Here is a 20,976-nt window from a genome sequence, read left to right as displayed (position 1 = left end):
GACCTCTCCAGCGACCGGCAGGTCACGAACGCCCCAGATACAGCGAACCCAATCATGGACTCTCGACTCCCCCGTGCGATTCTAAGACGCATTTCCCCAACCTCTCGCATCGGTGCCCCGGAGAGACAACATCTCTCCGGAGGCGAAACACGCCAGAACGCTTCACTCTCATAATTACTTAATTTATGTCATACTTCCTGTATGGGGTACATGTTGCACGGTGGACGTGAATACGAGTTCGAGGATCGCACGCTCGCGCATCTCAAGACGGTCATTGGGATGAAGCTCGCGAAAGGGGACAGCTTTTTCCTGAGCTGGTCACTCGGGATGCATCAAGGAAGCGGTCGGCACGAGGTGTGGATCTCGGAATACGCCCCGGTTGCATTCCGTTTCAGCGGGAGCAAGCTTCCGCAGCTGAACCCCGAGTGGATCAAAGCACTTCTCGCCGTATCTCACACGTCTCGGGGGCTGGTCGTGCTGTCGGAGCAGGATGCTTCGAAGTGGGTCCAGCGCAACCCGCTCCTCGCGGCCTGACTCCCGCACCGGGAGATCACTCGCGTCGCACCAGTCGCCATCGCGGCCCGTGAGCGCCGTCTTCCGAAGACCGGCGCACGAAGCCGAGAATTTCGAGTTCCGCGAGGAGCGCACGGCATTCTCCCAGCGCAAGACCTGCGGCGAGCGCGACCGCGTCTTCGGTGCGCTGCCCGTGAAGCGGAAGCGCGTCGAGGAGCCGACGGTGCAGAGCGGGTTGGCGATCCGACGGTTCGTCGCCGCTCCCCGGCCCCGAAGGTGAGCCGCGCGAAACGTCGATGAGCTGCGACGCCGCATCAATGACGCCGATGCATTCCCTGAGCTCTTCTGGGTTGCTCACGAGCAGCGCACCGTATTCGCGGATCAGTCGGTGGCATCCGGCTGAGGTCGCACTGGTCACCGGTCCGGGAACAGCTCCGAGGTTGCGTCCGATCTCCGCGGCATGGCCTGCTGTGTTCAGTGACCCCGAGCGAATTCCCGCTTCAGTCACGAGTGTCGCGCCGGCGAGCGCGGCAATCGACCGGTTCCGTTGGCAAAAATACAATTATAAGTGCAGATCATACGCGAACCTGAATTCAGCTGCATCCCCGAACGCAATAGCGTGTCCATGGTGGAGCACCCTAACGAAGATCTCATTCCGTCGAACTCACCCCAATGCCCCCACTGCGGCAACCAGGTGATGATTACGTGGCTTCGATGGTGGGAATGCCCGAGATGCGACGGCGTTCGAATACCTGACCCGTCGAGCGCTATATCTCGCGAAGAATAGTCCACCTGGGGCTAGCCGACCCCTTCAAGAGTCACTAAATCAGGATCGAGGGTGCAACGCCCCAGCCGGATAGCACCCTCCCACGGTCATCCACGCCCGGAGCCAATTTCAAGGCCCGTCAGAATGAGGCGCGTAGATTTCCCCACCGCGTGACGCTTTCAGAGCCGCCGATCGGAGTCCCAGCTACGCAACTAGATCCAAGCATGGGACCCATTGTGAGGACACATTTTCGATTTGCTTACGAGGTATACAGGGGCGCGACCAAGTCACCAATTCTAAGGTCGAAGGCTTGCGCAATCCGAAACCAAGTTCGCAACGTTCCCTCCGTAGCAGGCTTCTCGGAACGGCGAGGTTTTCCAGACTCCAAAGCCACGAGAGTGGCCCGGCCTACCCCCGAGCGCGCAGCAAGCTCGTCATACGACCAACCCCGTTCATGCCGCAAGAAGGCTAGATGATCGCGCAAAGCATTGAAGTTGGGCTCATCGACGGGGCTAGAAGACACATAACCAACCCCATCGACCAAGCCGCACGCTATTGTTATGGCTAGCCAGCAGAGATGGCTAGCCAGCAGATTTTGACGCGGCATTCACCGCGTCCTTTACCCCCGCCCCGGTTCACATCCAGTTCTCGAGAACCCGAACCGTACGAGACTCCTCAAGAAAGGCAACTCACCAGATGCCGACAGAACAAGCCGATAAGTCAGAGAACAATCACTTGCCCCCGGGCTGGTACCGAAATCAATCCAATGACCTTCAATGGTGGAGCGGCAAGCAATGGGGCCCAGTCGCCCCAAGTGACCCTCTCAGCAACGTCAGGAACCAAAAGGGAACGACAGGATTTGCAACGTGGTCCCTCATTCTTGGAGTGCTGGCAGCGATTGTCACCGTCTTTAGCTTCGCGGCCCTAAGCGACCTAGCACCCGCCCTCCGGAGCACACTTGCCGTGACACTTGGAGTTGCAGGACTGGTACTCGGGTGCGTAGGGCTAATGAGAAAAGAAAGCCGTCGACACCTCGCCGTGAACGGAATATTGCTCTCAGCATTCGCGCTTTGCGCTATCGGCCCCATGACCCTCTAGATGCCAGAAGCACTTGCGCCTCGCGTCGCGCGGTACACGGTCGCGATTGAGACCCCTAACGTGCGTGAAATGTCCTGCACGGGGGTACCGGCGTCTCGAAGCACCTGCGCCTGCTTCACCTGACTAACCCCAAGCTTCGCACGCCTTCCCCCTACTCGACCCGCCTTGCGAGCTTCGGCAAGTCCAGCCCGAGTCCGCTCCTGGATGAACGAGCGCTCCATTTCGGAGAAGATGGCAAGCATTTGCAGCATCGCACGCCCAGTCGGAGTTGATGAATTTAGACCATCTGCAACGGACTCAATAAAGACACCACGTTCCGTCAGGTCATGAATCAATCCCACTACATGAGCAGTGGAGCGACCAAGCCTGTCAAGCTTGTACACAACTACCTTGTCGCCGGTGTTTACGTCAGAGAGCATGGCATCGAGCCCAGGGCGCGAATGCCGGGAGCCACTCACTCCGTGATCTACATAGCGGTTGCGCTTCAGCACTCCCGCCTTGTCGAGGGCCTCATGCTGTAGAGCCTCATCTTGGCTCGTGGTCGACACGCGTACATATCCGACGCTAATTCCCTGGCTACTCATGAGATAAGTTTATCAATTTTCGACACCTTTAAGCGACTCACAAACGAACGACTTTTGATTCCGACTGATCCCCGAAAAGTAAACGCAGGTAGATGGCGCACCTCGCCTGAAAGCATTCTCAATAGACCATCGTTTTTGAGATCGTCACCTTTCAGGCCAATGAGTTGGATATCCCTCATCCCCCAACAGCATCGGGCCCGTGAGAAATTCGCATGGTATACGGTATTCCGATCCCGATGGGCGCACGCCGCACTTCCCACAACGTTGACACCAACGTATTAAGCAGCGGCGCCTCCACATGGTCGATCACCACGGTCGATTCCATGGCTACCTTGAATCTGAGCGCCCTCCCGACCTGCTCACTCTCGCTAAGACTCAATGGCTGAGATGCAAAGGCGATAAATGAAGTTGACGATAGAGGCATCGCAACAATGGTGTGTGTACTGGCATCTCCCGAACTAAGTTCAATTGCGTGAACGCCTGCATCACCGAGCAGCATTGCAGGTCCATGAAAAACTTGCTGGAAGCGTGGGAGAAAACTTGCATAAGTTGGAAGCAGGTCAAGCCGCGCTTGCTTCAGCGCCTCGCGCGGCATCGCTGTAGCCAACTGCGCTGCGGGATCATCTACAGAGTAGCCAGCACCCCAGTTAGCCGGATTTGGGACCATCATTGCGTTTCCGCCGACAAGCCCACCTACAGTACCCGCTTCACCCCTCAGTGCCGGGAAGCGATCGTGCACTAGGACCGAGTATTCTCGAACCGCTTTCCAGTCGCTCTCCGTCGGGGTCGAAGAAGGTTCAAGCAGCCGGACGAGAGCCCTCCCAAAGGCAGTCTCGATCTTCCCGTAGCCAGCCTCAATGCTTGGATCATTGAGGCCTTGCTCTGCGGCAACCTTTCTCCCGATATCGAGCAATCGAGGAGATGTCCATTTGCGCCGCCAAACGCTGACCCGGTTATTAGTGGCCCATTGACGCATGTGCACTCGACTAACGTAATGATCGAATGGCATTTTCCGTCACCTACCCACGTTGGGGCGGACCTGCAGATTCAAAATACCCCTTCGCGCAGATCTTTCGGCCAGAACACTCGATCCCATAGCAGAGAGATGCCTCCCATTCAGAAGTCATTTCGACATTACAAATCGAATGGCCACCGCCCCGTGATTGTCACATCAAATCGTCTAGGCCAATAGCCATCAACGCCCCAAGTGTATTCAGCAGAGCAAGTAAGCCGTTACGGGTTTGAACCATGGGCGCAGCACAACTACCCCTAACCCAGTAAAGCGGAGCTACCCTCTTAAAAATTGGTTTGGGTCATCTCCTAGTCGGCCACAATCGCAATGTCTTGAACAGTATCAAGATTGCCGTAAACACCATGGAATTTCGCTACATTAACGTTGCTGAGCAAAACGACAACCTCAGTCCCCACAGTTAGCTGAGCAGTGAAAGCTCGGTGCTGGTCAGTATTCGAGAAGAACGCTGTCACTCTATTCTCACGTCCTCCATCAACCTGGTCCCGCGGAAACAAATCAAGCTGATGACGTCCGACAGCACTCGTTGGGGTTACTCGCCCGACCGACCCCCAAACCAGCCAGGGCCAAGTTCCTTGATTAAATATCTTCTGCTTCGTCGCAAGAATACGTTCGTACGAAATCCCAGTGGATTCGTACGCAATTTGGTCCCATTCATATTCGGACCCGTCATGTCGATAGAAATATTGACGCATGCCCTCATGTCCACCTCTCTCTTCCATAAGAGCGAGAAGCTTCAGAAGTGTGCCTGCTGTAGCCCCGTACCGGAGCGATTCTCCGGAGCCAAGGTACGATGATCCACCTGCCCCAACTTCAGGCTCTGTGTGGCGCCCGAGACCTAGCAGAACCGTTTCACTGAGACGAATTGCCCGATTCAGCCTCTTACTAAAAAAAGACGTGCTGGTCGCCGCCGAGGGGGTGCTGCAACTTGCTACATGAGTATCGTCGCGCCGTATTTGACACCAGTGGGCCGACACTGGAGAGGGACCCGACGGCGACTTTCTTAGAGTTCCCCGACGATGTTTAAGCCTGACTTCGCACTCTTCGGAGGGACAGCGCCAGGGTCCCCTCTTCTGTTCTATCGAAACATCATCGATGCTCACTCGTTCACCAGTAGGCACAAAGACTGCGTATTCAAATCGCCGAGATCGACTTGAGTCACTCATGACCTTTAGATTGCCATACGCTGTGGAAATTCAATAGCCTTCTGTCAAAGCAGCGGCCGCTTCAAGCTGATTTCAGTTGAGCCCCACCGCAAATTGCGTCTTAAATACTTCCGGGGACCTGAGCGGAGGTTCTTGCCGTCCGCGTGAAAGCTTCCAACTCATCGACGAAAGCAGTCCACTCTTCCACAACCACGTCCGGGAGGTTGACTACGCTTGATCGACCATGAAGCACGTCGGAGGACCGCTTATAAATGTGACGCGCCGTTCTCACCATTCCAATGAGTTCTGACGCAGGTGCTGCCCCTTCATATGCGGCCGGAAGGAAAGCTAGTAACTTACGAATTTGAGTCTGCGGAACGACGTGATGATGATCTACGAAGGCAACTCGAACTCCCTGCACAGCGATCCGTTCAATTCGCTGGCGAAGAGATACAACCGCGATCCGTGCCTCAGAGCGATTTAGTGTCATGCCATGCCCACCAGAGCCCTACATGCTCGTCTAGCAGCGGCGATCTCTTCGCGTGTGAAGTCACTTGTAGGCGGGTTACCGTGTACAGCTTGATTCCAAGAGTCCATGTAGCTTTCCGTCGCTTCAGCAGCTTTATCAACGGGGTTTCGCCAGGGGTCTCCCTCCCAGAATCCCGAAGCCAACGTAAGCCGCATTCTGGTTATGTACGCCTCATCGAGTAACTGCAAATCTGCCACTGCGTCTCGAGCTGAGCCGACCGCATTCCTAAGGGTGAAAACTCGAAGCGCGTTGTCGATCGCCATTCGGCAGAGTCCCCTCAACGTCCCAGAGATCTCATGGGTCGAACCAACCTCCAATCTTGCGACGTCATGCATGTGTCCAGCATCATCCAGAAGCTCCGCCCAGAAGTGACTACTATTCGAGACGCTAACGGAACCTTCACCGTTCGACCGTTCGACCAACCTAGTGTCACAATCTGAAGCCTTCGCCGCCAGATATTCCTTTAGCCGCTCATCATGTGTAAGCACGATGACGCGTCGAGATCTCGCAATTTCAGCGAGGGACTCCGCAAGACGGTCAATCCGTAACTCATCAAACGCATGCACTGGGTCATCGAGCACCAAGAACCCGAAGGGTCCCGCGTCAATCGAAGCGAGCAGTGGCGCAAGAAGCACGGCATTTCGCTGTCCGGCACTGAGCATGCCGAGCTCAACTTTATTGCCTGACTGATCGGACAACTCCATGTTTGCCTTCGTAGACAGCACGCTAATGCGATTCAGGTGCAAGTCTGCGTCCAGGAGCAAGCTCTCAATACGAGACCCAGCCAAGCTCTCAAGCACCCCGCTCCGCTTCTTACGAAGGTGATTCCGTAAGTCGTCGACCCGTTTCGCAACTTCCTTCCATTCAAGGGAAGCGGACGCAAGTACCCCGTCCGTTCGCCAAATCGCAGCGAAATCTTCTACTGCCCGCGCTCTCGCAAGCCGCCATTGCTTTATGACATCCGTCCGAGCAATCGCGTCCTGAAGTAAGCCTCGACCGTCATCAGAGGACAACCATTTAGCAAGGTTCCCGGCAGATCTAACGACGGCATGCTGGGATGGAAGACCTCTCTCCAACCCACCAGCGAGTTCGGCTACGAGCCCACCGGCTTCTTGAGCACTATTCCGAATTGGATCTGTACTTGCTGTACCCTCCGCCACGTGTATCGCGGGAATAAGAATACTGTTAGCCGACTGCATTAGAGACCGAATGGCGGCCTCCATTCCCCCACGCAATCGGGTTAACTTGGCGTCACTTTCAACCGTCAGCCTGAGGGCGTCTATCCAGTCAGTGTTGACAGTTAAACAGACAGGACAGTTGCGGCTCTGAATATCAAGAGAACTAGTTTCTTGATATAAAAATTGGAGGGCTGCCGAGAGACCTTGTTCGGGCGCCGATCTTCCCTCTTCGTAAGAATTAATGGCACGGGCACATTCAGAAGCTACGGCCTCCAATCGCACTCCGCTATCTGCCGGGAGAGGCGACGTTACTTGTCCTTCCTGTACAAGCCCGGCGTTTTCCAGCCACTCGTCAATATCGTCTCCTGGCGTTGGGTCAGGGATAGAAGTCAGAGATATTCCTGGGTTGGCACGCGCGCAATCTGTATCGATCTCAGAAATCATTCGCATCGCCGAGACTTTTGCCGTTTGCCACCGCGTGTGAGCTTCCATAGAAGCTGTTGCACGCTCTGTAATGGTGTTATGGAGTACTGCGAAGCTTCCACCCAGAGCAAGTAGACCGTCAAAGTATGTGGCAAGGTCTTTACTTAGTTGAACTCTGCGTTCGAGTGTTGCATATGCAAAAACAGGTTGATGACTAATCAGGGCCTGATGCCACGATGAGTCAAGATCGATGCGGCTTGAGCTTCCATCCACGATGAGTTCACCCCAGTGCTCCTGGACTTTCCCACCCTCGTCAAGAGTTGCAGTGAGGACTAAGCGCTGTCCGGCGCAAGCGAGTGTCACTTCCACGCAGGCGCCGCCCGCTCCTTGCGATAGGTGTATCGGATCCCAGAGAGCGGCCTTTCCTGCGGTTCCAACCGATAACGATGGAGTGCGACCGGTAAGAGCAACTTCGATCGCATCACTAATGCTCGACTTGCCTGCACCGTTTAGCCCATGAAGCACTGTGATCCCTGGTGTCGGCTCGAAAGTAAGCACGAGAGGTTCTTCGTTGGTTACACCACGGAAGCTTTGGATAGAGACTTTTTCAAGGGCCCACTTCCCATCTGCTGAGGGCCAAATTCTGCTGGATGAGGGCACTCCGGCCAACTCGAGAACCACCTCCCTAAGGCGCTCCCAACTACCAGCTTGAGTCTTCGCTGAAGACTTCTTCGTCTCAATTTCGCTCAGGATGTCCTCGAAAGAGTACATGGTGAGGGTCTCGGTGCCAGACTGCCCATTAACCAAAAGCTTTGCTCTCCCATTGTTTGGACATAGTTTTTAAAAACACTACAGCCAAGGGCCTAGAAGCGACAGAAGTCCTTGCATTCCAGCTCATTGCCACTGTCAAGTTCTAAGAGGAGCTACGATTCCAAAGGTCCGGCGAGTCATCGATCTTTGCTGAGAGCATTGACGCCATGTCATCGGCACCCTCATTGGCTAGATATTCGACCATCCGTTCACCAAAGACGCGATTCCCTTGAGCGAGTTTTCCCACAACGGCGGCGAGCGCAGTTGCGTCACGAGCCATCTCCAACATGGTGTCATCCGATAGCCCGAGACGCGTTACGAGCGACATCAATACGTTGACCTCTGCCGCTCCGGCCTTCAATGCGACTGTCTCAGATGAAGCACTCATCCGAATTGACTTCGCCGAGTCCGCCACCTCCAGGACGCGCGTAATCAAGCTTGCTGTATTCATCCGAGCTGTCGCCCGGAACGCTTCGCGGAGTTCCGGAGCTGCATGATTCCGGATATGACGATAGATCGAGTCCGACGAAATCGCGAACTGTTGCGAAAGTTGCGAAACTCGGACACCTGAAAAGACCTGGTCTTCGATCGTCTGACGTTTATGCGATTTACAAACTGAGCATGGGCGCCCGGCTGCCATTTCTCCTTCCATCCTTCACCAATACCTGAGTGTCGACATACACTTTTGTATTAACTATTGTACCATCCAAAGCGGGGATGCAACACCTCAAGGGTTCCCCAATGAAGCATGCGAAAGGACAGGTCACATCCGCGACCGCACTTGGACAGCACCCAAACCTCAGGCGCGACTTTTTACCCCATGCAGAGCTAAAGAATCGCGCATCTCCGAGAGCAATTTCTTGAACATGGTCATTCGGTTCGCGTCACTTTCTCTATGTGGATGTATAGCTACTGATACACCTAAGGATTAGAACGTGTCGCGGGAGAGGCGCTCAACTTCAGCGTGCATCTCAGCTCGATACCGACTGACCGTGGCAGTACCAATTTTCAATAGCCTCGCCTCTTCAGATCGTGAAATATCCTCAGGTTGATTCACCTTCCAAGAGACATACGCTGCAAGGTCAATTTTGCGAGAACTCGAATTTCTGCCACCAGCAGATGCGCGCATACGCGAGAGTTCCCACTCCTCGACATTCCAATCCCGCAAAGCCGCACTGAGAGATGAATGCACGTCCACCGCTAGCTCAAGGTACTCTCGCGCCACACAATCATTCCTAAGAGCCTCCAGCAGGCCATCTGAGCCAAGAACTCTTCCCGCTTCACCCCAATGGGCACCGAGTGCAGTTAGAGCGCGTGAGTAGACAATCTGGCCTGCAATGAACGCCCTCGCCCGTTCAGACTTTGCTAGGTGAAATTCATCGATCTTAAGAGCAAGTGATTGCGACGGTTGAAGCTTGTCAGCGTCGCGCTGAGATTGTTTCCTTGCTGCCCGCAATCTTTTTTCGCCGGCTTGTCGCCGCCGGGCCAATTCAGGTTCCAGGGCATCTTCCATTAGGGTCACCATCGCCCGCTCAGCCCAGGTGTACTGCCCCACGCCTCTCCTTCGGGAAAGGTCCAAGCCCCCATCATTGGCCCACACGTATCTGTAGCCGCCCAAAAGATCGAGCTGCCTATAGGATCTCCCCTTCAGAACACCGCGTCGGATGGTCTCCCATCTACCATTGGGAAACGTGACGCCTCTGCCATCAAGTGCTTCTCGAACCACCTTCCGCGCATACGCGAGACGCTCACGCGAAGAGCTGCAGTCAACCTCCCAGATGCGGTCGACAATGTGCCAGCACCAGATGCGGAGCATCTCTTCTGGTGTAGGTAGATCCGCCCACTCAAAGCCGGAATAACCCCAAGAGCGAAGCTCACGAAGCACCTCGCTCTGATCATCACGAAGCGTCGGCGGCTCACTCTTCCACCGCGTTTCCTCCAGGATTTGCCGAAGGTCGCTCACGAGTGGACCCGCGTCAAGGCAACTTGCTGATGGTCACCCGCTGAAACTAGAGACAACCATACGGGTCCCCATCTCCGGCTCAGGTTCCGGAAACAGTCCTTTGCGATGGAGCCGCTATCCAATTTGCTCACTCTTGACTACCAAACTGCGTTCACCGCGAAGAGGCGGATGCCTCGACCCGCGGAAGCGCGTTCAGCTACCAATCAACGCACACACCCGCAGAGATATTCCATACGGTTCCATCAGCAACGACCCGGCCCGACCACCTTGCATCAACACAAGCAGCTAGGCACTGCGCGTCACTTCTGACAAGCCTGCGACTCTCATGAAACCCCACTCACACGCACATCAACCTCTGAGAGTTCTTCATCCTCGTTCAAGCCAACTGCGATCTTGTGATGAATCCTCATACGTTCGCGGTTCTTTCTCCCCGGGTAGAGAGTGATCTGAAGCAGATACCCGATCACATCTCGCTTCTGGTCATACGTGAGTCGCTCCCACTCCTCACGGAAGATATCCCTAGCCTTTCGGGGATCACCACCGCCTGAGAGTGACACTATTCGAGTCTTGGGCGACAGATGCCCAGCGAGTTCTCCTAGAGCGTGCATCGCCCCAGAAGAAGCCCTGATCCGCGAGAGTTCGCTTTCTATAGACTCTCTACGTTCTTTGAGCATGAGAAGCGACCTACGTGCATTATCAGGGCTCGCTCGCCCCTCCCGGCGATCATCCATTATTCGACCACCTTCCGCCTCGACCTCCGCCAGCGCCTCTTGAAGTGGTCGCGGATCATCGCCTTCTTGAACACGTAGCGGTTCTGCAGGTCCCATAAGATAGGCAAGCGCGACCTCATCAATCACCAAGGCTTCTGCCGCGCTCCCCTTGATGACGGGATGACCGGCTATGGGCGTCTTGCAATAGTACGAACCATTGGTGAATCTCATCTTGGAACCGCAGATTCCGCATACCATGATTCCTGATAGCAAGTGTTTTCTGGGGGCCCCTGGATTAGTCTTTCGAGACGGATCATTAAGGATTGCTTGCGCGTTTTCCCAAACGTCTTTACCTATCAACGGCTCGACATGTTCTGAAGGAACTGCCTTACCTTTCACGATAATGCACCCGTAGTAAGCGGGGTTGTTCATCATATCCCTGAGGCGAACGGGGTACCACTGAACAACCTTGTCTCGAAAAGGTACGCCCCTTCGGGTGAGATCAGCAGCCATTGAACGGAGAGATTTTCCGTCAAGAAGCCCTGAGTAGATTCCGCGCAATATCGCGGCTTCATCTTCCCTGACCTTGAGATTCCCCGGGTAGTAACCGTATCTACGCTTACCAGCCGAGGGCAGTCCTTGTTCCACCCGGTACGCGTTAGCTCGTTTCTGCCTCTCACTTTTCCTCTTTACCTCAAAGCGGGCGAGTGAAGCGAGTATGGACGCACGAAATTCCCCTTCGGCAGAAGTCAGATCTAGTTCACCATCTACCGTAAGCAGGGCGACCTTAGTCTCTATGAGGTCTAGAAGATCAGCCTGAGACCGCACTAGCCGGTCGAGATCTACAGAGATCACGACATCGAACTTCCCACGGCGAGCATCTTTCAGGAGTCGCGACCATTCCGATGTGGCACGCGATTTCGAAGCCGAAACTTCGTTGTCCTTATAGAGGTCAAATATTTGGTATTCCCGACCCTCTGCTATTGCCGTGCAACGAGACAGCTGCCTATCGATGCCCTCCTTATGGGACAGTGACTGCCTTACATAAATGGCTGCTCGCATATGATCTCCTTTAAACACTTATTATTCCGCTTTTGGTGCAGAAAGCGCCAACGCGTCGGAGCCGCGCCGGGAATCATCTCCGAACAGACCGCGCCCTGCTGCGCGATGCGTTCAAGCAGAGAGGCGTGCGCGCTGGGGTACGCGCGGTCGACTCCCCCGGCGAGCACCGCGACTGTCCGCGCGCCCGCGGCGAGCGCCGTGCGATGAGCGATCGCATCGACGCCATACGCTGCTCCCGAGACGATTGCGGCACCGGCGGCGCACGCCGCATCGGTGAGCTCGGCGGTGACATGGGCGCCGTACCCGGTGCAGGCGCGTGCACCCACCACCGCAAGCGACGGCACCACGAGGGCCGCGGTGTCGCCGATGACCCAGAGCAACTGCGGCGCGTGTGCTCCGAGGTCGTCGAGTTGCACGGGCCAGCAGCCCGATTCCGGAGCGACGAGACTCACCCCGGCCTCGCGCGCCCGCTCGAGATCGCGGACGCTCTCAGCGCGGTCGAGCCTCGGCACCCACCGCTTGACCGCGGCTGCAATCGAACGGCGATCGATCTGCGCTCCGCTCGCGGCGGCTTCTGCGGCAAGCTCGGTGGGCGACGCTCCGCTGATAAGCCGCGCGAGAGCTGGTGCCGCCCCGAGGCTCCCGATCAACGCCCCCGCTACCGCGTCACCGGGCTCGATCACGCGCGCCCACACGGTACGGGCGAACAATGTGGCGTGCGATTCCGGGCGTGCATCGCCCGGCGGGGCCATCGCATCGAGCATCGAGGCGATGGACGCATCGATTCCCAGGTCAAGCTGCGCCCCCGTCATCCGAGGTCACCCCCGCGCAACACGAGCGCCTGAGCGACTTCGGGGCGCCGAGGCCGATCTTTCTCGGCCAGATCGGCAATCGTCCAGGCGACTCGCAGCGCCCGATCGTATCCCCGAAGCGTGAGCCCACCACGGGCGAGCGCATGGTCGAGCACCGCCGTGTCGGCCCGCGGAAGCCGAAACCGCTCGCTGCGCAGCCAGTTCCCGGGGATCTCGGCATTCACCGTCCACGGAGACCCCCGCCAGCGTTCCGCCGCAGCAGCGCGCGCCGCGATGACGCGCTCGCGCAATCGCGCGCTCGTGGGCCGCACCGTCTCGGTGTCGTCGAGCAGCACTTTCGACACGCGGTGCAGTGTGAGCCGCAGGTCGATGCGGTCGCTGAGCGGACCCGAGATGCGCTGCTGATACGCGACCCTGACGCGTGGGCTGCACCGGCAGCTCAACGCGGTTTCCGCCGATCCGGCGTTTCCACAGGGACAGGGATTCGCTGCGATGACGAGTTGCACTCGCGCGGGCAACTCGGTGCGGATGCGGGAACGATGGATCTCGATGCGCCCGGTTTCCAACGGCTGCCTGAGAGCGTCGAGCACTGTGCGGGGGAATTCGGGAGCCTCGTCGAGGAAGAGGACCCCGTGGCAGGCGCGAGTGATTGCGCCCGGGCGCACCTCGATCCCTTGGCCGCCGCCGATGATCGACGCCGCGGAGGCCGTGTGGTGCGGGCTCTCGAATGGTGGGCGGCGTACGAGCCCTGCCAGTGCGTTTCCGCCGAGCGAGGCGATGCTGCTGGCTTCGAGCGCCGAATCATCGTCGAGCTCCGGCAGCAACGATGGCAGCCGAGTGGCGAGCAGCGTCTTCCCCGCACCCGGAGGGCCGAGCAACGACACGTGGTGCTTCCCAGCTGCGGCAATGACCATCGCTTCAACAGCTTCGGGCTGACCGACCACGTCGACCATGTCCGCTTCAGGAACGCAAGCATGCACCGCATCGCGGCCCAGGCCGGGCTGCACGATGCGACCCCGGTTGTGTTCGCCGCGGTACCACGCGACCGCGCTGGAGAGGTCAGGAACCGCGATCACTTCGATGCCGGGCACCAGCGCTGCCTCACCGCCGCAGGCCTCGGGAACCATGACCCGAGCGAATCCGAGAGTCCGCGCGGCCGCGACGAGCGACAGGAGGCCGGCGGGCCGACGCAGCTCCCCGTCAAGCGCCAACTCGCCCAGGTGAGCCGTGGTCGCCAACCCCTCAGCGGGCAGGTGTCGCGAGGCGGCGAGCGCGGCGAGCGCGATGGCCAGGTCGAATCCGGAGCCGTGCTTGGGCAGAGACGCTGGGCTGAGGTTAATGGTGTGAAACCGATCCGAGAGCGGAAGGCCCACCTGAGCGGTGGCGGTGCGCACCCGCAGTTTTGCTTCGGCGAGCGCGGCATCGGGAAGACCGATGATGGCGATTCCGGGCAACTGCTGCGAGACGGCCGATTCGACCATCACTGCGGTGCCTTGCAGTCCGGTCAGCGCGATGGAGGCCGCCCGGCACACCACGCCGCTCACGCGATTCCCCGCAGGTGTTCGATGCGCGGCTCCGCATTCGCACGCATCGTGATGGCGATCGCGTCGATGCGCAGCTCGGCACCCCGAAGGGCGTAGCCGCGCACCCAATCGAGCAGGAGTCGCCGAATGCGTGATGCCTTCTGCGCCGTGATCGCCGCAAAGGGGCTGCCGTACCCGGTGCCGCTGCGGGTTTTCACCTCGATCGCGACCACCGTCTCGCCGTCTCGCGCGACGAGGTCGAGTTCACCCGACCGGTTGCGCCAATTACGTGCGAGGATTCGATACCCGAGCGCTTCCAGGTACGCCGCCGCGAGCGATTCGCCGTGCGCGCCGAGCGCCTGGTTGTGCGGTTGCTGAACTCCGGGTGACCAATCGTCTTCCTGGGCTGTGTGCGTTGCTGCCGTGTGCGTCATGATGCACCTCCTGGCGCACCAGCATGCTCGCTGGAGCGACGCCGCACGGAGGGATCAGTCGGATCTGTGGAGAAGACCCCGGTTCACATACGATGCCTGCGCCGGGGACGAGTCACCGGAGCAGATATGCGATCACTCGTCGAGCGCGAGCTCCTGCGGCAGGGAGAACTCACGCGCCGAAAGCTCTTCGACATTCACGTCTTTGAAGGTCAGCACACGCACCGATTTCACGAACCGGTCGGCACGGTACACATCCCAGACCCACACGTCAGTCATGGCGAGTTCGAAGTAGAAGTCGTTCCCCGCATCTTGCCGCTTGAGGTCGACCTCGTTGGCGAGGTAGAACCGCCGCTCGGTCTCGACGACGTAGCGGAACTGGCTCGCGATATCGCGGTACTCGCGGAACAGCGACAGCTCGGCTTCGCGCTCGTAATCGTCTAGCTCGTCTTCGTTCATCGCCCCCATCCTACCGCTGCCTCAGAAGCATGGCTCTGAACGACTCCCGGCTGCGACGCGCCCAGGCCATCGAGATTGACTTATTCGAACATATGTTCGAATATACCTGCATGAACTCCCCCGTGACCGTCCGCTCGCTGCAGCAGCGCATCTCCGAGATGCAGCCGATGCGACTCGACGCGCGCACGATTCCGACTGCGGCCGGATTACGGCCGTTGCTCCCCGGTGGCTCACTGCGCATGGGGGCGAGCTATGCGGTGCACGGGTCTCGGCAGCTCGCACTGGCACTGCTCGCAGAGGCTTCCGCTTCGGGTGCGTGGTGCGGCATCATCGGCGACACGGCGTTCGGCGCCGAGGCAGCAGTTGCCCTGGGAATCGCACTCGATCGGTGCGTCATCATCCCCGAGCCGGGCACCGATGCGATCGGGCTCACCGGAGCCCTGGCCGAAGTGCTGACCGTGGTGCTGCTGGCACCGACCACGCCGCCGAGCGCCAGCGAGTCGGAGCGCATCTCTGCACGCCTGAGAGAGCACGACGCCGCATTGGTCGTGACCGGTGACTGGCCGCGCCCCGAGTCCACGCTGCGGGTCTCCTGTTCCCGCTGGGACGGGCTGGGGCACGGGTACGGCATGCTCACGGACCGCGAGCTGACCGTGCAGACGCAGGATCGCCGCGGCACGCGCAGCCACACGCTCAGATTCCGAGATGGCGCCATCGCAGACCCCGGTATCGCCCCGCTCAGGCACCTGGTCGCATCATGAACGCGGATCGCACCCTCATGTTCTGGGTACCGGATTGGCCCGTGCACGCGCTGCTGCGCGATGACGGCGCAGACGATCTCTCCCTTACCGAGCCACTCGCGTTGATCGCCAATCGCATCGTGGTCGCGTGCACGCAGGCGGCACGCAGAGAGGGAGTACGCGTCGGGTTGCGGGAGCGCGAGGCGCAGAGCCGCTGCCCGGATCTCGCCGTCTACCCCCACGATCCTGCCACGGACGAGCGACGGTTCGCCCCCGTCGCTGCTCAGCTCGAACAGCTGATTCCCGGCATCGAAGTCGTGCGCCCCGGGCTCTGCGCGATACGCGCACGAGGGCCCGCCCGGTACTACGGCGGCGAGGAGCCGGCAGGGCTCGCGGTGTTGGCGCTCGCCGCGCGACTGGGTCTCGGCGAGGCGAGGGTCGGGATCGCCGACGGACGATTCGCCGCTGAGCAGGTGGCGCGCGCAGCGGCATCAGACCCCGGTGTCGCCGCGCCGGCTGGCGGGCTGCGCATCGTCGCGCCGGGAGCATCGGCGGCATTCGTCTCGCCGCTCCCCGTCGCACGCGCGATGGATGCCGCGCTCGCAGAAACGATGCACGGCCTCGGCATTCGCACGCTCGGCGCACTTGCGGCGCTTCCCGAGGAAGCCGTGCGGCAGCGATTCGGCCCCAACGGACTCGCTGCCCACCGCCGCGCGACCGCAGCCGGGGTGAGCAAGGGCGCCGAAGTGCTCCCGCGAGCCCCGGTGCGTGAACTGGCGGTCGCGCTCGAATTCGACACCCCGATCGACACCGCCGAGCAACTCGCGTTCGCGTGCAGTGCTCTCGCGGAGCGCTTCATCAGCGGGCTCACGGCCGAGCGCCTCGTCTGCACCGCCCTGCGCATCGAACTCACCGACGATATCGGCGCCCGGCACGAACGGGAATGGGCGCATCCGCGCCACTTCACCGCGGTCGACGCGCTCGGTCGCATCCGCTGGCAAGCCGCATCTACCGCCCGAGAGACCGAACGCAGCGGAGCCGGCGTGGTGCAGGTGCGCATCACCCCGGTGCACACCGATCGCATCGCCGCACACGAGCCAGCCCTGTGGAGCACCGAACCCGATGAGCGCGTGCACCATCATCTGAGTCGCGCGCAAAGCCGCCTCGGACATACCGGGGTCGGCACGGTCGCGCTCACCGGCGGGCGGCTGCTCAACGATCGACAACGGTTTGTGCCGTGGAGCACGGCGCGAGTCGAGTCGCAACGGGCTCGCGCACTCGCATCGGGCCCCTGGCCCGGCGCACTCCTCGGCCCCACCCCCAGTCGCGTGTTTCCGATTCCTCCCCCGGCAGAACTCCGCGACACCGATGGGAAAGCAGTCGCGGTCGATGCCGATGAGCTCCTCACCGCATCTCCCGCACGGTTGCATGTCGACGGGTCGGTGCACGACGTGGATATCTCGGGGTGGTCGCCGCCCTGGGTGATTCGGGAACGGTGGTGGGATGGCGTCCCCGAGCGTTTTCGACTCCAAGTGCAGCTCATCACCGGAGACGCCTGGCTCCTGCTCTTCGCTCACGGGAGGTGGACTGCCGAGGGCCGCTATGACTGAACCCCAGCGCATCGACCGGTGCGCACACTCGCAGATCGGAGGATCCCGTGCGTTGGAACAACTCAGAGCTCCCCTGGAGCGAATTCGAACGGCGGCTTTCCGGGCGAGCTCCCGAGACTCCCCCCGTTTCCGGAACGCCGGAAGCATCCGACCGCATCGGCCCGGCCCATCACCGCGCTGCGGCACCCCACCCGCACGACCCCGCTGCGCCAGCGCCCGCACCGCACGTCCCGTACGCCGAGCTGCACGTCCATTCCCACTTCAGCTTTCTCGACGGTTCCTCTTCACCTGAGGCGCTCATGAGCGAGGCCGCCCGCCTCGGGTTGGAGGCGATCGCACTTACCGACCACGATGGCTTCTACGGCGCCGCCGCATTCGCGGAAGCGGCAGAACTCGCCGCTCGGCGCCGCACGACATCGGCCGAGGTCGCAGCCTCAGATGCTGGCGACGCGAACGCACCCTCAGCATCGCCTTCGGCATCACCACTCACCGTCTACGGCGCAGAACTCTCGCTCGCTCTCGACGCGCCGCAACTCGGTGCAGCGGACCCACAGGGCACGCATCTCCTCGTGCTCGCGCGAGGAGCAGCCGGATATCACCGCCTCGCCGCAGCGATCACCGAGGCGCAGCTGGGCGGAGGCGAGAAGGGGCGCCCGGTCTACGACCTCGAAGCCCTCGGCGCCGCGGGAGGCGGAGAATGGGCGATCCTGACCGGCTGCCGCAAAGGAGCCGTGCGTCGCGCACTCAGCACCGCTGCGAACCGATCCGACGCCGAGGCGCGCGCACGCGCGGAACTCGACCACCTGACCGCCCTATTCGGGCACGACAACGTGCACGTGGAGCTCTCCCACCATGGCCGCCCCGAAGACGACCTGCGCAACGAGCGCCTTGCAGCGCTCGCGACCGAGCACGGACTCCCCACGCTCGTCACGGGCAACGTCCACTACGCGACAGCTGCACACGCGCCGCTCGCCGAATCCATGGCCGCGGTGCGCGCACGCCGCAGCCTCGCAGAGCTCGACTCACACCTCCCCGCGTCGGGCACCGCCCATCTCCGCAGCGGAGCCGCGATGCTGCGCAGGTTCTCGCGCTTCCCAGATGCCGTCGCGCGCACAGTGCCACTCGCGCGCGAACTCGCGTTCCCCCTGCGCGCCGCGAAGCCGAAGCTCCCGAAGCTTGACGTCCCCGAGGGCCAGACCCAGATGTCCTGGCTGCGCGCACTCGTATGGGCAGGCGCCGCGCAGCGCTACGGCACCGACATGCCGCACGACCACCGCACACGCATCGAACGCGAGCTCGAAGTCATCGAGCAGAAAGACTTTCCCGGGTACTTCCTCATCGTTCACGACCTCGTGCGCGAGGCGCGCGATCGCGACATCCTCTGCCAGGGCCGTGGGTCGGCCGCGAACTCCGCTGTCTGCTACGTGCTCGGCATCACCTCGGTCGACTCGATCTTCTACAATCTTCCGTTCGAACGCTTCCTCTCGAGTCTGCGTGACGAAGAGCCCGACATCGACGTCGACTTCGATTCCGAACGCCGCGAAGAGATCATCCAGTACGTGTACGAGCGATACGGCAGACGCAACGCCGCCCAGGTGGCGAACGTCATCACCTACCAGCCGAAGGCGGCGATCCGCGATGCGGCGAAAGCCCTCGGATACAGCGCGGGCCAGCAGCGCGCCTGGACGCGCGGGCTCGAGCGCAGTCGCACCATCACCGAAGACCCCGAGAGCCCGATTCCTCTCGCCGTGCAACGCCTCGCGCAGGCTTTCCAGAAAGCTCCACGACACCTCGGCATCCACTCCGGCGGCATGGTGCTCACAGAGCGCCCCGTGGGCGAGGTCTGCCCCATCGAGCACGCGCGCATGGAGCATCGCACCGTGCTGCAGTGGGACAAAGAAGGCTGCGAGACCATGGGGCTCGTCAAGTTCGACATGCTCGGCCTCGGCATCCTCAGCGCACTGCGCCACACCTTCGATCTCATCGCCGCCTCGACCGGCGAGCAGTGGACGTTCGACACCGTGCCGAGAGAAGAAGCCGGCGTGTACGACATGCTCTGCCGCGCCGACGCGATCGGGGTGTTCCAGGTCGAAAGTCGCGCTCAGCTGAACACGCTGCCGCGCCTGCTGCCCCGAGAGTTCTACGACCTCGTCATCGAGATCGCCCTCATTCGCCCCGGGCCGATCCAAGGCGGGGCGGTGCACCCCTATCTGCGCCGCAAGAACGGGCAAGAAGAAGTCGCCTACCCCCACCCGAAACTCGTCCCGGTGCTCGAACGCACGCTCGGGGTGCCGCTCTTCCAGGAGCAGCTCATGCAGATGGCAATGACCGTCGGTGGATGCAGCGGTGAAGACGCCGATCTGCTGCGCCGCTCCATGGGCTCCAAGCGCGGGCTCGAGCGCATCGACAGCCTCAAGCACAAGCTGTTCGAGGGGATGGCTCGCAACGGCATCGAGGGTGACGAGGCGACACGGATGTACGAGCAGATCGAGGCGTTCGCCGGGTTCGGGTTCGCCGAAAGCCACTCGATCAGCTTCGCGCTGATCGTCTATGTGAGCTCCTGGTGCAAACTGCACTACCCGGGCGCGTTTCTCGCAGGCCTGCTGCGGGCGCAACCCATGGGGTTCTACTCGGCACGCTCACTCGTCGAAGACGCCCGCAGGCACGGCGTCGAAGTGCGCCCGCCCGACGTGCAGCACTCGGGGGCGCTCTCGGGCCTCGAACCGCTTCACCCGATCGCGCCGCGCGGGTCGACCATCGACGATGAGCAGGATCGCCGTGCGCCGACCGGGTCTGACGAGTGCGTGGCAGCGCACCACCCTGCTCCCGGCCCGTTCGACCGCGATGCGCCCGATACCAGCGCACTGCATCGCCGCGACGGGGCGTTCGCCGTGCGTCTCGGCCTCACCGAGATCCGCGGCATCGAGCTCGAAACGGCTGAGCGCATCGCGCGCGCACGTGCCCGCGCTCCCTTCACCGATCTCGCCGACCTCGCCCGCCGCGCAGACCTCGATCGCACGCGTCTCGAGGCGCTCGCCGCCGCCGGAGCGTGCGACGGGCTGGGGCTCGAACGCCGCGAGGCGCTCTGGGCCGCAGCCCCCGCAGCCGACAACCGCGAGCGCTTTCTCCCGGGTATCGCCGTACACGTGCAGCCCCCGCTGCTGCCGGTGCTCAGCACGGCGGAGCAGACCGCACTCGACCTGTGGACCACCGGGGTCGCCACGGGCACCCACCCGCTCGCACTGCTGCGCGACGGCCTCGACGCCCGCGGAGTCACTCGATCCGACCGCGCCAAGCACGCACCTCCCGGCAGCGTCGTCGAAGTCGCCGGCCTCGTCACGCACCGGCAGCGCCCGGGTACGGCGAGCGGTATTACGTTTTTGACGCTCGAAGACGAATCGGGCACCGTGAACATCGTGACGTGGGCCCAGGTCTGGGCGCGCAACCGGCTGGTCGCGCGTTCCTCCCCCGCACTCATCATCCGCGGGGTGCTCGAGCGCTCGCCCGAGGGCGTGGTGAATGTGATCGCGCAGACGTTCGAGCCGCTCGCCGCACCGGTCGGCGTGGCCTCCCGGGATTTCCGGTGAGTG

At 61.0% G+C, this 20,976-nt stretch carries 16 protein-coding genes and 1 pseudogene; 4 read left to right on the top strand and 13 right to left on the bottom strand.

The window, feature by feature from the left end; all coding sequences use genetic code 11:
* The first annotated feature begins 201 nt into the window (after positions 1 to 201).
* Positions 202 to 534: a DUF7882 family protein gene (locus AMS67_RS15610; RefSeq protein ID WP_053388166.1), complete on the top strand. Its 333-nt coding sequence runs from the start codon at positions 202 to 204 to the stop codon at positions 532 to 534.
* Between the two features lie 16 nt (positions 535 to 550).
* On the opposite strand, the gene AMS67_RS18055 is transcribed toward AMS67_RS15610, so the two are convergent.
* The 13 genes and pseudogenes from AMS67_RS18055 to AMS67_RS15580 all read right to left on the bottom strand — a co-directional run bounded on the left by AMS67_RS18055 (position 551) and on the right by AMS67_RS15580 (position 15,036).
* Positions 551 to 871, bottom strand: a complete 321-nt coding sequence (locus tag AMS67_RS18055; RefSeq protein WP_241488129.1) for a DprA-like winged helix domain-containing protein — start codon at positions 869 to 871, stop codon at positions 551 to 553.
* 30 nt (positions 872 to 901) lie between these two features.
* Positions 902 to 1,021, bottom strand: a pseudogene (locus AMS67_RS18275) (DNA-processing protein DprA); the annotation flags it as partial.
* A 517-nt stretch (positions 1,022 to 1,538) separates the two neighbouring features.
* The gene (locus AMS67_RS17000) at positions 1,539 to 1,886 is read right to left on the bottom strand and encodes a helix-turn-helix transcriptional regulator (protein ID WP_206541779.1); all 348 of its coding nucleotides are present in this window, start codon (positions 1,884 to 1,886) and stop codon (positions 1,539 to 1,541) included.
* 487 nt (positions 1,887 to 2,373) lie between these two features.
* The gene (locus AMS67_RS16995) at positions 2,374 to 2,961 is read right to left on the bottom strand and encodes a recombinase family protein (protein ID WP_082305560.1); all 588 of its coding nucleotides are present in this window, start codon (positions 2,959 to 2,961) and stop codon (positions 2,374 to 2,376) included.
* Between the two features lie 175 nt (positions 2,962 to 3,136).
* Positions 3,137 to 3,631 carry a hypothetical protein gene (locus AMS67_RS17490; protein ID WP_156316702.1) on the bottom strand — a complete coding sequence of 165 codons (495 nt, stop codon included), beginning with the start codon at positions 3,629 to 3,631 and terminating at the stop codon, positions 3,137 to 3,139.
* Between the two features lie 1,991 nt (positions 3,632 to 5,622).
* Positions 5,623 to 8,037 carry an AAA family ATPase gene (locus AMS67_RS16990; protein WP_075201443.1) on the bottom strand — a complete coding sequence of 805 codons (2,415 nt, stop codon included), beginning with the start codon at positions 8,035 to 8,037 and terminating at the stop codon, positions 5,623 to 5,625.
* 142 nt (positions 8,038 to 8,179) lie between these two features.
* Positions 8,180 to 8,716 carry a hypothetical protein gene (locus AMS67_RS17485; RefSeq protein WP_156316701.1) on the bottom strand — a complete coding sequence of 179 codons (537 nt, stop codon included), beginning with the start codon at positions 8,714 to 8,716 and terminating at the stop codon, positions 8,180 to 8,182.
* 288 nt (positions 8,717 to 9,004) lie between these two features.
* Positions 9,005 to 9,631: a hypothetical protein gene (locus AMS67_RS17480; protein ID WP_156316700.1), complete on the bottom strand. Its 627-nt coding sequence runs from the start codon at positions 9,629 to 9,631 to the stop codon at positions 9,005 to 9,007.
* Between the two features lie 731 nt (positions 9,632 to 10,362).
* Positions 10,363 to 11,811 (bottom strand): recombinase family protein, encoded by a 1,449-nt coding sequence (locus AMS67_RS16985; protein ID WP_075201442.1) that lies wholly within the window; start codon positions 11,809 to 11,811, stop codon positions 10,363 to 10,365.
* A complete protein-coding gene (locus AMS67_RS15595; RefSeq protein ID WP_053388163.1) occupies positions 11,790 to 12,623 on the bottom strand; it encodes a DNA-processing protein DprA in 834 nt (277 codons plus the stop codon). Before AMS67_RS15595 ends, AMS67_RS16985 begins: the two co-directional genes overlap by 22 nt.
* Positions 12,620 to 14,167, bottom strand: coding sequence for a YifB family Mg chelatase-like AAA ATPase (locus tag AMS67_RS15590; RefSeq protein WP_075201441.1), 1,548 nt, complete (start codon positions 14,165 to 14,167; stop codon positions 12,620 to 12,622). The genes AMS67_RS15595 and AMS67_RS15590 overlap by 4 nt, the downstream gene beginning before the upstream one ends.
* The gene (locus tag AMS67_RS15585; RefSeq protein WP_075201440.1) at positions 14,164 to 14,580 is read right to left on the bottom strand and encodes a YraN family protein; all 417 of its coding nucleotides are present in this window, start codon (positions 14,578 to 14,580) and stop codon (positions 14,164 to 14,166) included. Before AMS67_RS15585 ends, AMS67_RS15590 begins: the two co-directional genes overlap by 4 nt.
* 132 nt (positions 14,581 to 14,712) lie before the next feature.
* On the bottom strand, positions 14,713 to 15,036 hold the full coding sequence (locus AMS67_RS15580; protein WP_053353613.1) for a DUF2469 domain-containing protein: 324 nt from the start codon (positions 15,034 to 15,036) through the stop codon (positions 14,713 to 14,715).
* Positions 15,037 to 15,146: 110 nt separating this feature from the next.
* Here AMS67_RS15580 and imuA' point away from each other — a divergent pair, with 110 nt between their 5' ends.
* From imuA' to AMS67_RS15565, 3 genes are read left to right on the top strand one after another with little or no spacing between them, the layout of a single operon-like run.
* Entirely contained in the window at positions 15,147 to 15,797 is a 651-nt protein-coding gene (gene imuA', locus AMS67_RS15575) for a DnaE2-dependent mutagenesis accessory factor ImuA' (RefSeq protein WP_053388344.1), read from the top strand.
* Positions 15,794 to 17,386 carry a DNA polymerase Y family protein gene (locus AMS67_RS15570; RefSeq protein WP_053388162.1) on the top strand — a complete coding sequence of 531 codons (1,593 nt, stop codon included), beginning with the start codon at positions 15,794 to 15,796 and terminating at the stop codon, positions 17,384 to 17,386. The genes imuA' and AMS67_RS15570 overlap by 4 nt, the downstream gene beginning before the upstream one ends.
* Positions 17,387 to 17,433: 47 nt before the next feature.
* On the top strand, positions 17,434 to 20,973 hold the full coding sequence (locus AMS67_RS15565) for an error-prone DNA polymerase (protein WP_053388161.1): 3,540 nt from the start codon (positions 17,434 to 17,436) through the stop codon (positions 20,971 to 20,973).
* Positions 20,974 to 20,976 lie beyond the last annotated feature (3 nt).

Origin of the sequence: Leucobacter japonicus (assembly GCF_001273855.1) — a bacterium.
In the GTDB taxonomy this organism is placed as follows: domain Bacteria; phylum Actinomycetota; class Actinomycetes; order Actinomycetales; family Microbacteriaceae; genus Leucobacter; species Leucobacter japonicus.
Note: the sequence above shows the minus strand (reverse complement) of the source record. Positions and strands in the feature narration are given on the sequence as shown.

What these genes read in the sequence shown, in the direction of transcription:
- AMS67_RS15585 (WP_075201440.1), bottom strand. Translation starts at nt 14,580, where the DNA reads ATGACGCACACGGCAGCAACGCACACAGCCCAGGAAGACGATTGGTCA.
- imuA' (WP_053388344.1), top strand. Translation starts at nt 15,147, where the DNA reads ATGAACTCCCCCGTGACCGTCCGCTCGCTGCAGCAGCGCATCTCCGAG.
- AMS67_RS16995 (WP_082305560.1), bottom strand. Translation starts at nt 2,961, where the DNA reads ATGAGTAGCCAGGGAATTAGCGTCGGATATGTACGCGTGTCGACCACG.
- AMS67_RS16985 (WP_075201442.1), bottom strand. Translation starts at nt 11,811, where the DNA reads ATGCGAGCAGCCATTTATGTAAGGCAGTCACTGTCCCATAAGGAGGGC.
- AMS67_RS16990 (WP_075201443.1), bottom strand. Translation starts at nt 8,037, where the DNA reads ATGTACTCTTTCGAGGACATCCTGAGCGAAATTGAGACGAAGAAGTCT.
- AMS67_RS17000 (WP_206541779.1), bottom strand. Translation starts at nt 1,886, where the DNA reads ATGCCGCGTCAAAATCTGCTGGCTAGCCATCTCTGCTGGCTAGCCATA.
- AMS67_RS15610 (WP_053388166.1), top strand. Translation starts at nt 202, where the DNA reads ATGGGGTACATGTTGCACGGTGGACGTGAATACGAGTTCGAGGATCGC.
- AMS67_RS15595 (WP_053388163.1), bottom strand. Translation starts at nt 12,623, where the DNA reads ATGACGGGGGCGCAGCTTGACCTGGGAATCGATGCGTCCATCGCCTCG.
- AMS67_RS17490 (WP_156316702.1), bottom strand. Translation starts at nt 3,631, where the DNA reads ATGATGGTCCCAAATCCGGCTAACTGGGGTGCTGGCTACTCTGTAGAT.
- AMS67_RS17485 (WP_156316701.1), bottom strand. Translation starts at nt 8,716, where the DNA reads ATGGCAGCCGGGCGCCCATGCTCAGTTTGTAAATCGCATAAACGTCAG.
- AMS67_RS15580 (WP_053353613.1), bottom strand. Translation starts at nt 15,036, where the DNA reads ATGAACGAAGACGAGCTAGACGATTACGAGCGCGAAGCCGAGCTGTCG.
- AMS67_RS15570 (WP_053388162.1), top strand. Translation starts at nt 15,794, where the DNA reads ATGAACGCGGATCGCACCCTCATGTTCTGGGTACCGGATTGGCCCGTG.